At 32.9% G+C, this 14,662-nt stretch carries 10 protein-coding genes; 9 read left to right on the top strand and 1 reads right to left on the bottom strand.

Annotation, left to right across the window (positions count from 1 at the left end; translation table 11 throughout):
• Positions 1 to 237: 237 nt before the first annotated feature.
• Both pfkA and pyk read left to right on the top strand, forming a co-directional pair.
• Positions 238 to 1,206 (top strand): 6-phosphofructokinase, encoded by a 969-nt coding sequence (gene pfkA / locus ACP3TL_RS03320; protein WP_046465547.1) that lies wholly within the window; start codon positions 238 to 240, stop codon positions 1,204 to 1,206.
• A gap of 20 nt (positions 1,207 to 1,226) precedes the next feature.
• On the top strand, positions 1,227 to 2,987 hold the full coding sequence (gene pyk, locus ACP3TL_RS03325; RefSeq protein WP_285325694.1) for a pyruvate kinase: 1,761 nt from the start codon (positions 1,227 to 1,229) through the stop codon (positions 2,985 to 2,987).
• 226 nt (positions 2,988 to 3,213) lie between these two features.
• Here pyk and ACP3TL_RS03330 read toward each other — a convergent pair whose 3' ends face one another.
• Positions 3,214 to 4,578: an amino acid permease gene (locus tag ACP3TL_RS03330; protein ID WP_046465545.1), complete on the bottom strand. Its 1,365-nt coding sequence runs from the start codon at positions 4,576 to 4,578 to the stop codon at positions 3,214 to 3,216.
• Positions 4,579 to 4,934: 356 nt separating this feature from the next.
• On the opposite strand from ACP3TL_RS03330, the gene ACP3TL_RS03335 reads away from it, so the two are divergent.
• The 7 genes from ACP3TL_RS03335 (at position 4,935) to coaE (ending at position 14,637) form a co-directional block, all read left to right on the top strand.
• Positions 4,935 to 6,053, top strand: coding sequence for a citrate synthase (locus ACP3TL_RS03335; protein WP_046465544.1), 1,119 nt, complete (start codon positions 4,935 to 4,937; stop codon positions 6,051 to 6,053).
• 105 nt (positions 6,054 to 6,158) lie between these two features.
• The gene (icd, locus tag ACP3TL_RS03340) at positions 6,159 to 7,427 is read left to right on the top strand and encodes an NADP-dependent isocitrate dehydrogenase (RefSeq protein ID WP_046465543.1); all 1,269 of its coding nucleotides are present in this window, start codon (positions 6,159 to 6,161) and stop codon (positions 7,425 to 7,427) included.
• Between the two features lie 468 nt (positions 7,428 to 7,895).
• On the top strand, positions 7,896 to 8,606 hold the full coding sequence (locus ACP3TL_RS03345) for a response regulator transcription factor (protein WP_046465542.1): 711 nt from the start codon (positions 7,896 to 7,898) through the stop codon (positions 8,604 to 8,606).
• Positions 8,606 to 10,300, top strand: a complete 1,695-nt coding sequence (pnpS, locus tag ACP3TL_RS03350) for a two-component system histidine kinase PnpS (protein ID WP_046465541.1) — start codon at positions 8,606 to 8,608, stop codon at positions 10,298 to 10,300. The genes ACP3TL_RS03345 and pnpS overlap by 1 nt, the downstream gene beginning before the upstream one ends.
• A 179-nt stretch (positions 10,301 to 10,479) precedes the next feature.
• Positions 10,480 to 13,110 carry a DNA polymerase I gene (gene polA / locus ACP3TL_RS03355; RefSeq protein WP_046465540.1) on the top strand — a complete coding sequence of 877 codons (2,631 nt, stop codon included), beginning with the start codon at positions 10,480 to 10,482 and terminating at the stop codon, positions 13,108 to 13,110.
• Positions 13,111 to 13,125: 15 nt separating this feature from the next.
• Positions 13,126 to 13,998 (top strand): bifunctional DNA-formamidopyrimidine glycosylase/DNA-(apurinic or apyrimidinic site) lyase, encoded by an 873-nt coding sequence (mutM, locus tag ACP3TL_RS03360; RefSeq protein WP_046465539.1) that lies wholly within the window; start codon positions 13,126 to 13,128, stop codon positions 13,996 to 13,998.
• Between the two features lie 15 nt (positions 13,999 to 14,013).
• Positions 14,014 to 14,637, top strand: a complete 624-nt coding sequence (gene coaE, locus ACP3TL_RS03365) for a dephospho-CoA kinase (RefSeq protein ID WP_046465538.1) — start codon at positions 14,014 to 14,016, stop codon at positions 14,635 to 14,637.
• Positions 14,638 to 14,662 lie beyond the last annotated feature (25 nt).

Here is a 14,662-nt window from a genome sequence, read left to right on the forward strand (position 1 = left end):
CTTAACTTATTTAAAAAATAAATATATTGTTTAAGAAATATAATTTAAAGGTAAATATAAAAGAGTGCTCATTTCATTTTTGCCGAAAAATTATAGTAAACGCTTACTAGTTATAATTTAATAGCTTAGATTACTTTAAAACGTTTACATTCGGCACAAAGCCTTATTTTAATGGCACCATTGTATTATTTATGGTATTTTTAGAATAAGAAATACATGTTAGAAAGGTTTGTCGTCATGAAAAAAATTGCAGTGTTGACAAGTGGTGGAGATTCTCCAGGCATGAACGCAGCTGTAAGAGCTGTAGTTAGAAAAGCGATTTTTAATAACATTGAAGTCTATGGTGTTTACCAAGGCTATCAAGGTTTATTAAACGATGATATCGAAAAGCTTGAACTCGGTTCTGTAGGGGATACAATTCAACGCGGAGGCACTTTTTTATATTCAGCAAGGTGTCCTGAATTTAAAGAAGTAGAAGTGCGTAAGAAAGGCATAGAAAACTTACGTAAAAGAGGCATCGAAGGCCTTGTAGTTATCGGTGGAGACGGTAGTTATAGAGGCGCGCAACGTATAAGTGAAGAATGTGAAGAAATCCAGACAATTGGAATACCTGGTACGATTGATAATGATATTAATGGTTCAGATTTTACAATTGGATTTGATACAGCATTAAACACTATTATTGATTGCGTTGATAAAATCCGCGATACAGCATCGAGTCATGCTAGAACCTTTATTATAGAAGTTATGGGACGTGATTGTGGAGATTTAGCATTATGGGCAGGTATGTCTGTAGGTGCAGAAACAATTATTGTTCCAGAGGTAGAAACAGATATTAAAGATGTAGCTGAAAAAATCGATAATGGTATTAAAAGAGGTAAAAAACATTCAATCGTCATGGTTGCAGAAGGTTGTATGTCTGGAGAGGCTTGCGCACAAGAGTTAACTAAGTATATTAATGTTGATGCGCGTGTTTCTGTATTAGGTCATATCCAACGTGGTGGTAGCCCAAGTGGAGCAGATCGTGTGTTAGCGTCACGTTTAGGTGGTCATGCAGTAGATTTATTATTACAAGGGAAAACTGCTATCGGTGTAGGCATCCGTAATAATGAATTAACTGACACACCGTTTGAAGAAATATTCAGATCAGATCAACATGAGTTTGATTTTGAAACTTATGAATTAACAAATGAATTATCTATATAAAATACTTGGAGGCATTATTAATGAGAAAAACTAAAATTGTTTGTACTATTGGACCAGCGTCAGAATCGGAAGAAATGCTTGAGAAATTAATGAAAGCTGGAATGAACGTTGCACGTTTAAACTTTTCACATGGTGATCATGCAGAACATAAAGCAAGAATTGATTCAATTCGCAAAGTATCTAAAAAATTAGGTAAAACTGTTGCAATCTTACTTGATACTAAAGGCCCTGAAATTCGTACACATAGTATGAAAAATGGCAAAATAGAACTTGAAAAAGATACTGAAGTCATTGTAAGCATGAAAGAAGTAGAAGGTACACCTGAAAAATTCTCAGTAACTTATGATAATTTAATCAATGATGTAGAAGAAGGTTCATATATTTTATTAGATGATGGCTTAATTGAATTACAAGTTAAAAGTATCGACAAAGACAACGGCGAAGTTGTTTGTGATGTACTAAACACTGGCGAATTAAGCAACAAAAAAGGTGTTAACTTACCTGGCGTTAAAGTAAGTTTACCTGGTATCACTGATAAAGATGCTGAAGATATTAATTTCGGTATTAGCGAAGGCGTTGATTTTATCGCAGCTAGTTTCGTACGTCGTCCAAGTGATGTACTAGATATCCGTAAATTACTAGAAGCACAAAAAAATACAACAATCAGTATTATACCTAAAATTGAAAACCAAGAAGGTATCGATAATATCAAAGGTATTCTTGAAGTTTCAGATGGTTTAATGGTTGCACGTGGTGATATGGGTGTTGAAATCCCACCAGAATCAGTACCTATGGTGCAAAAAGATTTAATTAGACAATGTAATAAATTAGGCAAACCTGTTATCACTGCGACTCAAATGCTTGATTCTATGCAAAGAAACCCACGTGCTACACGTGCCGAAGCAAGTGATGTTGCCAACGCAATTTATGATGGTACTGATGCAGTTATGCTTTCTGGTGAAACAGCTGCTGGACTTTATCCTGAAGAAGCAGTTAAAACAATGCGTAATATTGCAGTTTCTGCTGAAGGTGCACAAGATTATAAAAAATTATTATCAGACCGTACTAAATTAGTAGAAACTTCACTTGTTAATGCAATTGGTGTTTCAGTTGCACATACAGCATTAAACTTAAATGTAAAAGCAATTGTTGCTGCTACAGAAAGTGGTTCTACTGCACGTACGATTTCTAAATATCGTCCACAATCAGACATTATCGCAGTAACACCTAATCCAGAAACTGCACGCCAATGTGCGCTAGTATGGGGAATTCACCCAGTAATCAAAGAAGGACGTAAAACTACAGATGCATTATTAAATAATGCTGTAGCTACTGCAGTTGAAACAGAAAAAGTTCAAAATGGTGATTTAATTATTATCACTGCTGGCGTTCCAACAGGTGAAAAAGGTACTACTAACATGATGAAATTACATTTAGTAGGCGATGAACTTGCAAAAGGACAAGGTATTGGTAGAAATTCAGTTGTTGGCCAAACACTTGTTGTTAATAATGCAAGTGAGTTAGAAGGTAAAGATTTATCTGAAACTATTATTGTAACGTCTTCAGTAGACGAAACGCTTGTACCTTATATTGAAAATGCAATTGGTTTAATCACAGAAGAAAACGGCATCACTTCACCAAGTGCGATTATTGGTTTAGAAAAAGGTATTCCTACAGTTGTTGGTGTTGAAAACGCAACTAAAGAAATACAAAATGATGTTTTAGTTACTATTGATGCAAATCAAGGTAAAATCTTCGAAGGTTATGCTAACGTTCTATAATAAATTTACGAATATAAACAAATAGGCGGTTGTAAATTCCTATTTGAAATAATAGAAGACATTGAGAGTTAATTGAATTTTAAATTCAGTTAACTCTCTTTTTAATTTTCACTCAATCTTATATAAAATCACTAAGATTACTATTTTTAATCATAATAAAAAACTATCCATACACATTGGTTCGCGAGCAATGTGTATAGATAGCTTATTTTGAAAATACCCTCTTTTATTTATCTTGAGTACGTGCTACTTTTTTATATCTTAAGTACATTAAACTTAAGGCAACGAACCATATCGGTGTTAAAAATACTGCTGTTCTTGTAACCTCATTTACGAATAATAGACAAAATACTAAGAAGAAAAATATTAAGATGATATAACCCATATATTTACCGCCTACTAATTTAAAATTAGCCTGTTTGTGAGCTTCTGGGTTACGTTTAGTATAATTGATATAAGCAACGGTGATTAACGCCCAAACGGCTAAAAACAACACTGTAGATACAGTTGTGATATAAGTGAAGACGAGTGTCGCATTCGGTACAATATAATTTAATAAAGCTGCGATCATCAGTAAAGCGCATGAGACAAATATTGCAATGTGCGGCACACCATTTTTATTCGTTGATGCAAAATAAGGTGGTGCTTGTTTTTGATTAGAAAGACCAAAGAGCATACGACTGTTAGAAAAAATACCACTGTTACAAGAAGATGCCGCTGCAGTTAGTACAACGAAATTAATAATGCCTGCTGCAAATGGAATACCGATTAGCGCGAACAATCTAACAAATGGACTATCGTCAGGATTTATAGCATTCCATGGGATGATTGACATAATCACAGCTAACGCGCCTACATAAAAAACTAATATACGTAAAGGCACACTATTAATTGCTTTCGGTAAGGTCTTAGTTGGATCTTTAGTTTCGCCAGCAGTCACACCTATTAATTCGATACCCACAAATGAGAATACAGCCATTTGGAATGACATTAAAAATCCATTAACACCTTTAGGGAATATACCATTAATGTATAAATTAGATAATGAAGCATGTCCAAATTGTGTGTCATAGGCCATAATAATCATAATTGCACCAACAACAATCAAAGCGAGAATCGTTACAATTTTTATGATTGCAAACCAAAATTCTAATTCCCCAAATAATTTAGCACTTAATAAATTAAGTGACATAAGTACAAGTACACAGAACAAAGCACTGATCCAATTTGGAATGTGAGGAAACCAAAAACTCACATATTTAGCTACTGCAGTTACCTCAGCCATACCAGTAATAATCCAACATAACCAATAAGTCCAACCAGTTACAAAACCTGCAAATGAACCAATGTATTGATTCGTGACATCGGCAAAAGACTTGAAATTAGTATTTGTAACAAGCATTTCTCCTAAGCCACGCATAAACATAAATAGCATAAAACCAATGATAATATATGTAAGTAAAATAGAAGGGCCAGTTAACGCGATAGTTTGACCAGCTCCTAAAAATAGACCTGTACCAATTGCGCCACCAATTGCAATCAACTGGATGTGCCGATTACTTAGTTCTCTCTGTAATTCATTGTTTGACATAATCTACTACTCCTTCATTTTGTCGTTTTATTATTATGCAACTGTCTTTAAAATATTACAACTGTTTTTTAACTGAATCATAAAAAAAGTTAAGGATAAAACTACATTAATAATTAGTTATTAATAATGATAACCAAATGAAAAGTAATAAAAATTGAACTGTAAGGCTTTCCATACTAAAATGAGATTATAACACCGTTTCATATCATGACGTGTTTAAGGGTATATAAACAAATACTTATTTCTTAGTGTTTTGGCAAGAGGATTAAACTTTAAATATTCACAAAAGGGACGAAATTGGATATAATGGTTAATGAAAGCCATTTCATAACGAAATAGAAAAGGGGAATTTATATATGGCAGAGTTACAAAAAGGTTTAGAAGGGGTAATTGCATCTCAAACTAAAGTAAGTTCTATCATTGATAGTCAATTAACATATGCAGGTTATGATATTGATGATTTAGCTCAAAATGCTGAGTTTGAAGAAGTTGTCTTCTTATTATGGCACTACCGATTACCTAATGAAGAAGAATTAAAAGAATTAAAAGAAAAGCTTTTTGAACACATGACACTAAATCCTAGAGTGTATAATCACTTTAAAGAATACGCTACTAGTAATGTGCATCCAATGACAGCGTTAAGAACTTCTGTGTCTTATATTGCCCATTTTGATGAACATGCTGAAACTGAAAGCGATGAACAAACAATGGAACGTGCAATACGTATTCAAGCTAAAATAGCTTCTCTTGTTACAGCATATGCAAGAGTTAGAGAAGGTAAAGAGGTTGTAAAACCCAATAGTGATTTAAATTATGCAGGAAACTTCTTATATATGTTAAGAGGGGAGTTACCTACAGATATCGAAGTTGAAGCGTTTAACAAAGCGCTTGTATTACATGCTGACCATGAGTTGAATGCCTCAACATTTACAGCAAGATGTGCTGTTTCATCATTATCAGATATGTATTCAGGCATTGTTGCTGCAGTTGGTTCATTAAAAGGCCCACTTCACGGTGGCGCAAATGAACGTGTCATGAGCATGCTAGCTGAAGTGAAATCAATTGATGAAGTTGATAATTACATCGATAAAAAAATTGAAAATAAAGAAAAAATTATGGGCTTCGGACACCGTGTATATAAAGATGGTGATCCAAGAGCGAAATACTTAAAAGAAATGAGTAGAAAAATCACAGCAGAAACAGGTCAAAGTCAATTATTTGATATTTCCGTTAAAATTGCTGATAAGATGAAAGAAGAAAAAGGTTTAATAGCCAATGTGGATTTCTTTAGTGCGACAGTTTATCATAGTATGAACATTGAGCATGATTTATTCACTCCAATTTTTGCGGTAAGTAGAACTTCTGGTTGGATTGCACATATCTTAGAACAATATAGAGATAACAGAATTATGCGTCCAAGAGCTGAGTATATTGGTGAAACAGATAGAAAATATGAACCAATAGAAAAAAGATAATAAGTTTAATCATTTTCATTACAGTTTTTATTGTAATAATGAATGTATAAACAATATTTTTGAAAAGTATTTAATCAATAAAACAAAACACGGAGGTTTTTTTACATGTCAGGAGAAAAAATAGTAAAATCACAAGAAGGTTTAACAGTTCCAAATAATCCAATCATTCCATTTATTATCGGTGATGGTATTGGACCAGATATCTGGAATGCGGCAAGCAGAGTAATCGATGCAGCTGTTGAAGAAGCTTATAACGGTGAAAAGAAAATCGAATGGAAAGAAGTATTAGCTGGACAAAAAGCTTACGATGAAACTGGCGAATGGTTACCTAAAGAAACACTTGATACAATTAATGAATATTTAATTGCTATTAAAGGTCCTTTAACAACACCAATTGGTGGCGGTATCCGCTCACTTAACGTTGCTTTACGTCAAGAATTAGATTTATTTACATGTTTACGCCCAGTACGTTGGTTCCAAGGCGTTCCTTCACCAGTTAAACGTCCTGAAGACACTGATATGGTTATTTTCCGTGAAAATACTGAAGACATTTATGCTGGTATTGAATTCCAAGAAGGTACTCCTGAAGTTAAGAAATTAATTGAATTCTTACAAAATGAAATGGGCGCTAAAAATATTAGATTCCCAGAAACATCAGGTATTGGTGTGAAACCAGTTTCTAAAGAAGGTACAGAACGTTTAGTACGTGCTTCTATACAATACGCTTTAGAAAATAATCGTAAATCATTAACTTTAGTGCATAAAGGTAATATCATGAAATTTACTGAAGGTGCATTTAAACAATGGGGTTATGATTTAGCACATAACGAATTTGGTGATAAAGTATTTACTTGGCAGCAATATGATGAAATTGTTGAAAAAGAAGGTAAAGACAAAGCAAACGAAGCGCAAGAAAAAGCAGAAAAAGAAGGCAAAATTATCGTTAAAGATTCAATTGCTGACATTTTCTTACAACAAATCTTAACACGTCCATCAGATCATGATGTAGTGGCTACAATGAACTTAAATGGTGACTATGTATCTGATGCATTAGCAGCACAAGTTGGTGGCATTGGTATTGCACCTGGTGCAAACATTAACTATGAAACTGGACATGCTATTTTTGAAGCTACACATGGTACAGCTCCAAAATATGCTGGACAAAACAAAGTTAACCCATCATCTGAAATTTTAAGTGCAACACTAATGTTAGAACACCTAGGCTGGCAAGAAGCTGCAGATAAGATTACTGAATCAATTGAAAAAACAATTGCTTCTAAAGTAGTAACTTACGACTTTGCCCGTTTAATGGATGGTGCTAAAGAAGTTTCTACTTCTGACTTTGCAGATGAACTGATTAAAAACATCAAATAATATAAATTCGTATTGAATCGTTAAAGATTCAATATGAATTGATTTTAAAGTTACCAACAATATCTTAGGATTTTGTTGGTATTTTTTTGTTTTCACGATTTAGTAAAATGCACCACAAAGAGTATTTAATTCATATGATTTTGCATGTAAATTGTAAATTTAAGGATAGTATTTAATGTGAATTAACACGAAGGATTTCAGGGAACTGCATATTTTCAATGATATAAGTGTTCATCTTGTTAATTAAATGTTAAGATTTTGTTAACGTATAATTTCAGGAAAATTCAGTAAAACAAAATCAACAGCACAACAGATTGTTAACAGTACAATTACATTAAATTCATGAATACTTAATTTGTTTCTATAATATAGGCATTGTAAAGTTTATGTGAAAAGAATTTAAAGTATGTTATTTTTATTTAAATATAAGTTATAATTAATTTGTAAACACAAATATGGAGGTATACTATGTCACAAAAAGTACTTGTAGTAGATGATGAGCAATCAATCGTAACCTTATTAAAATATAATTTAGAGCAAGCTGGATATATAGTGGATGTAGCTTATGATGGAGAAGAAGCACTGGAGAAGGTTAATGCTACAAACCCCGAATTAGTTGTGTTAGATGTCATGCTTCCAAAAAAAGATGGGATAGAAGTGTGTAAAACGATTCGTTCTGATAAAAACCTTGTACCCATCTTAATGCTGACAGCTAAAGATGATGAATTTGATCGTGTACTTGGACTAGAACTTGGCGCAGACGATTATATGACTAAACCATTTTCACCAAGAGAAGTCGTAGCAAGAGTCAAAGCTATTTTAAGAAGATCTGCCATGGTTACAGAAGCAGCTCAAATTGAAAATGATGAAGATGACATACTTATTGGTGCAATCAGAATTAGACCAGAATATTTTGAAGTGTATAGAGAAGATGAACTATTAGAATTAACACCAAAAGAATTTGAACTGTTATTATATCTTATCGAAAGACAGGGTAGAGTAATCACACGTGAACATATGTTAAATTCAGTTTGGAATTATGAATTTGCGGGTGACTCTAGAATTGTGGATGTACATATTAGTCATTTAAGAGATAAATTAGAAGAAAACCCAAAACAACCTAAACTTATCAAAACAGTACGAGGTTTAGGATATAAATTGGAGAGACCTAAGGTTTAATGCTGAAGTTTCATCACCGCCTCTTATTTTTATTATGTACCATCGTTATCATTAGTTTTATTATGCTAGGCGCAATCATAACACATGTTATTTATAACACGGTTACTACGGGTCAAGAAGGCGACCTAGAGCATCGTTCGGAGCATTTCGTTAGTTTGTACAACCATGATAAAATAGCTGAAATCAAAGATATTGCTGAAAGTGAGAAACTTACTGTAGTCATTGAAAAAGGTAACGATGTCTTGTTGTCCACAAAACAAGGTACTGAGATAAATGAAGATATAAGAAATGAAGCTATTCCTTCGAAACTAATTTATGATAAAGTAGCCGATGATCGAAGATATACATTTAAAACTTCAATCAAAGATCAAGACGTTTTGATTAGTGGTGTAAATAATGAAATCTTAGAATTGCAAATTGAAATATGGAAATACACTGCTTTAATTGGTTTAATTGTTTTAGTGATTATTTTCTTTGTAGTTCGAAGTATCAATAGAACATACATTAGACCTATTAATGAAGTAACTTATGCCACGAACCTTTTAGCTGAAGGGTATTATCACGTGAGGGTACCTGAAAGTAACGTTAAAGAGACGAGAGAGTTGTTCGTTACTACAAATGAATTAGCTAGACGTTTACAACGTTTAAACCATAAGCAAAAACTACAATCCAATAGACTAAAAACAACTGTAGAAAGTATTCCAAGTTCCATATTAATGATTGATAAATATGGTGAAATTGTTGTAGCGAATAAAGCATATTATGAGTTGTTTACGCCTGAAGAAGCAGTAGAACATAAAAGTTATGTTGAGTTTATCGATGTTAAAATTCAAAAACTTATTGCTGATGCTTTTAAAGTAGAAAAACCTATTTATGATCAAGTGGAATTAACCATAGATCAAGTGCATCAAAAATATTTTGATACTGCTTGTGTGCCAATTTTGTCAAAAACAAAGAAAAATTTATATGGCATGGTTATTGTTATGCATGATATCACGAACCTTAAAAAGCTTGAAAATTTGCGTCGTGAATTTGTAGCGAATGTATCACATGAACTAAAAACACCTATTACTTCAATAAAAGGATTTGCTGAGACATTATTAGATGGGGCGAAAAATGATGAACAGGCATTAAATGATTTTTTACAAATCATTTCTAAAGAATCTGATCGCATAGAAACTTTAGTTTTTGATTTACTAGATTTATCTCATGTCGAACAACAATCTGAAATAGAAACTGAATATATCAGTTTGTCTGACATTGCTGAGTTAACGATAAAAAATATGCAGACGATTGCTGAAAGTAAAGATATAACTATTTTAAATGAAGTGACGCCTGATATTGTCATTGATGCAAATAAGGATAAAGTTTCACAAGTTGTTATCAATTTATTATCAAATGCAATTAGTTATTCTAAGGAATCGGATGAGGTCATTGTACGTGTATATAAAGAAGGTAATAAACGTATACTAGAAGTAGAAGATTTTGGTATGGGGATCAGTGAAGAAGATCAAAAACATATTTTTGAACGCTTCTATAGAGTAGATAAAGCACGTAGTAGAGATTCAGGTGGTACGGGCTTAGGACTATCGATTACAAAACATATTATGGAAGCCCATAATGGTAGAATTAACGTCATTAGTAGTCCGAATGAAGGCTCGACATTTAGAATTACATTTTTTGAAACAGAGTAAGTATACTTTAAATGAACAATTGTTGTATAATATCAAATTGATAGTCGATCTAATTAACTTAATGTTGTTAGGTCGACTTTTTATATTGCTATGAAAATCAGAAGATATGTCGTATCAATACGGATAGCGTCATAATTTATGATAAAATGGATAGTAAATATGTGTTGGAGGTTAAAACATTGAATAAATTAATCTTAGTTGATGGTAACAGTCTTAGCTTTAGAGCTTTTTACGCTTTGCCATTGTTACAAAATAAAGCAGGTATTCATACCAATGCCGTGTATGGTTTTGCGATGTTGCTTGAAAAAATTATAAAAGAAGAACAGCCTACACATTTCTTAGTTGCATTCGATGCTGGAAAGACAACGTTCAGACACTCACAATATAGTGAATATAAAGGTGGACGTCAAAAAACACCACCTGAATTAAGTGAACAATTTCCTTATATCAGACAATTATTAGATGCTTATCAAATTAAGCGCTATGAGTTAGACAATTATGAAGCGGATGATATTATCGGTACGCTGAGTAAACAAGCAAATGAAGAAAAATTCCAAACGATTATCGTAACTGGTGACCGAGATTTAACACAACTTGCTACAGATGACGTGACAATCTATTATACTAAAAAAGGTGTAACAGACGTTGATCATTACACGCCGGAATTTATAGCCGAAAAATATGATGGTTTGGTTCCAGAACAAATTATTGATATGAAAGGCTTAATGGGTGATGCTTCAGACAATATTCCAGGTGTTGCAGGTGTTGGCGAGAAAACAGCAATTAAATTATTGAAGCAATTTTCAAATGTTGAAAATGTCTATGAACACCTAGATGAAGTATCAGGTAAGAAATTAAAAGAGAAACTTGAAAATAGTAAAGATGATGCTTTAATGAGTAAGGAACTTGCGACAATTAATTGTGAAAGTCCAATTGAAGTATCCTTAAACGAGACTAAGTTACAAGAAAATCCAGATACAAATGATAAAATTGAATTATTTAAAAAATTGGAGTTCAAACAATTGTTGGACCAAATAGATGTTGATGGTAGTAGCTCAAGTGTTGAAGAAATGGAAATCAATACAGTGAGTGATTTTGCACAGGTTGATTTTAACAACTTGGCTGCCGCAGCTATACATTTTGAGTTAGATGGTTCTAATTATTTAAAAGATGACATATTAAAATTTGCTTTATATGATGGCACACACCATGTTGTTATTGATGCACATAAGATGCATGATTATCCAGAACTTATTGCATGGTTAGAAGATAGTACTACAGAAAAGAATGTATATGATGCTAAAAAATCATATGTCGTCGCACATAGATTAGATATCGCGATTAAGCACATTGTGTTTGATGTGATGTTAGCAAGTTATATTATTGATCCATCCCGTACAATAGATGACGTCAATTCAGTTGTTACGAATTATGGTCAGTATTACGTACAACAAACCATCGCTATTTATGGTAAAGGTAAAAAAAGACAGTTGCCTGAAGATGAAGTTCTGAATCATCATGTAGCAACTATTATAGAAGCAATTAGTGCGACTAAACCTAAAATGGCAGAACAACTAGATGAATATAACCAAACAGATTTACTATATGATTTAGAGTTACCATTGGCACGAATTTTAAGTGAAATGGAAGAAACAGGTATTTATACAGTTGCCGATGATTTAAAAGAAATGGAAAAAGAGATTCAAAGTAAATTAGATGTGTTAATAAAAAATATACATGAAGCTGCAGGAGAGCCATTTAATATCAATTCACCAAAACAGTTAGGTGTTGTATTATTTGAAACGTTAGAGTTACCTGTAATTAAAAAAACGAAGACTGGTTATTCCACAGCAGTAGATGTGTTAGAACAATTACAAGGTGAACATCCAATTATTGAACATATCCTTGAATATAGACAACTTGCTAAATTACAATCTACGTATGTAGAAGGATTACAAAAAGTAATTGCTGAGGATAATCGTATTCATACACGTTTTAACCAAACGCTAGCACAAACTGGTAGATTGTCATCTATTGATCCTAACCTACAAAATATACCTGTTCGTTTAGAAGAGGGTAGAAAAATTAGAAAAGCGTTTAAATCTACAGATGAAAATAATGTCATATTTGCAGCCGATTACTCGCAAATTGAATTAAGGGTATTGGCGCACATCACGCAAGATGAAAGTATGAAACAAGCATTTATTAATGATGAAGACATTCACACAGCTACAGCTATGAAAGTATTCAATGTGCAACCAGATGAAGTTGATGGCACGATGCGTAGACAAGCGAAGGCAGTGAATTTCGGAATTGTTTATGGTATAAGTGATTATGGTCTAAGCCAAAGTTTAGGCATAACAAGAAAACAAGCCAAACAATTTATTGATGATTATTTAGATAGTTTCCCTGGTGTTAAACAATATATGAAAGATATTGTTAAAGACTGTAAAGCTCAGGGCTATGTTGAAACATTATTACATCGCCGTAGATATATACCTGATATCACAAATAGAAACTTTAATTTAAGAGGTTTTGCAGAAAGAACCGCAATGAATACGCCAATTCAAGGTACAGCTGCAGATATTATTAAATTAGCCATGGTTAATTTTGCAAATGAAGTTAAAGATACGGATTTCCATGCGCAACTTTTATTACAAGTGCATGATGAATTGATTTTTGAAGTACCTAAAGAAGAAGTAGAAGCATTTGAAAAATTTATTGAAAAGATTATGGACAATGCGATAGAGTTAGATGTACCATTAAAAGTTGAATCTAGCTATGGTCAAACATGGTACGACGCAAAATAGAAAGAGGGTATTATATTGCCTGAATTACCAGAAGTAGAACATGTAAAAAGAGGTATTAAACCTTTTGTTAAAGGACAAACAATTGAATCAGTTACTTTTTCTGACAAAGTGCATGAAGGTAAAGCAAACAAACGTGAAACAATAATTAAAGGTTTAGAATTAGATACGTTTAAACGCTTTACTGAGCATTTTACAATAAATGATATAGAAAGACGAAGTAAGTATATCGTTTTCTATTTAGAGAAAGACGGTGAAGAAAGAATACTCATTAGCCATCTGGGTATGGCTGGTGGTTTCTTTGTAGTCGATAAAATAGAAGATATTAGTGTTCCAAATTATCGTAAACATTGGCATGTTATATTTAAATTAAATAATGATAAGTTGCTTGTCTATTCTGATATTCGCCGCTTCGGTGAAATTAGAAATGTGCCATCATTTGAAGCGTATCCATCATTTTTAGAAATCGCTCCAGAACCATTTGATGAAGAAGCAATGCCACATTACTTATCATGGTTTAATAAAAAACTTTACCAGAACAAGCCAATTAAACAAATGATTTTAGATCATCGGGTCATTTCGGGCTGTGGTAACATTTATGCGTGTGAAGCGCTTTTTAGAGCAGGTATCCATCCAGCGCGTCTATCAAAAGAGTTAAATAATCAAGAACGAGAAATATTATTTTATTATGTTCGAGATGTATTAGAAGCGGGTATAAAATATGGTGGAACGAGCATATCTGATTATCGTCATGCAGACGGTAGTACAGGTACGATGCAATTACATCTTAATGTTTATAAACAAAAGATATGTAAAGTGTGTGGAAGTGATATTGAAACTCAAGTTATTGCAACGCGAAATAGTCATTTCTGCGCTACATGTCAAAAATAAAGGAAGAGTGATATTATGCCAAAAGTTATAGGACTAACAGGTGGTATCGCATCAGGTAAATCTAGTGTTTCGGAATTATTAACCGTACATGGTTTTAAAGTCGTAGATGCAGATGTTGCATCACGCCAAGCAGTAGAAAAAGGTACCAAAGGACTAGAACAAGTTAAAGAAGCATTTGGAGAAGAAGCAATAGATGAAGATGGCAATATGAATAGATCATATGTAGGAGATGTCATATTTAATCATCCAGAGAAAAGATTGGAATTAAATGAAATTGTTCATCCTATTGTTAGAGATATCATGGAACAAGAAAAAGAAGCTTATCTTGAGCAAGGCTATAACGTAATTATGGATATTCCGTTATTATTTGAAAATGACTTACAAGATACTGTGGATGAAGTTTGGTTAGTATACACTTCTGAAAGTATACAAATTGATAGATTGATGGAACGTAATGATTTATCAATGGAAGATGCGAAGGCACGTGTTTATAGCCAAATTTCAATTGATAAAAAACGTAGAATGGCGGATCGTGAAATTGATAACCGTGATACGAAATTAGAATTGAAACAGAACTTAGAACAATTGCTCGTAGAGGAAGGTTATATTCACAACAATACTGAAGAAGAAGCACAATAAATCATGAGTCTTTAAATGATGATTA

Source organism: Staphylococcus caseorum, assembly GCF_049943195.1.
In the GTDB taxonomy this organism is placed as follows: Bacteria; Bacillota; Bacilli; order Staphylococcales; family Staphylococcaceae; genus Staphylococcus; species Staphylococcus equorum_A.

Coding starts and splice junctions, on each gene's coding strand:
- ACP3TL_RS03330 (WP_046465545.1), bottom strand. CDS start 4,578: ATGTCAAACAATGAATTACAGAGAGAACTAAGTAATCGGCACATCCAG.
- pfkA (WP_046465547.1), top strand. CDS start 238: ATGAAAAAAATTGCAGTGTTGACAAGTGGTGGAGATTCTCCAGGCATG.
- ACP3TL_RS03335 (WP_046465544.1), top strand. CDS start 4,935: ATGGCAGAGTTACAAAAAGGTTTAGAAGGGGTAATTGCATCTCAAACT.
- pyk (WP_285325694.1), top strand. CDS start 1,227: ATGAGAAAAACTAAAATTGTTTGTACTATTGGACCAGCGTCAGAATCG.
- ACP3TL_RS03345 (WP_046465542.1), top strand. CDS start 7,896: ATGTCACAAAAAGTACTTGTAGTAGATGATGAGCAATCAATCGTAACC.
- coaE (WP_046465538.1), top strand. CDS start 14,014: ATGCCAAAAGTTATAGGACTAACAGGTGGTATCGCATCAGGTAAATCT.
- icd (WP_046465543.1), top strand. CDS start 6,159: ATGTCAGGAGAAAAAATAGTAAAATCACAAGAAGGTTTAACAGTTCCA.
- pnpS (WP_046465541.1), top strand. CDS start 8,606: ATGCTGAAGTTTCATCACCGCCTCTTATTTTTATTATGTACCATCGTT.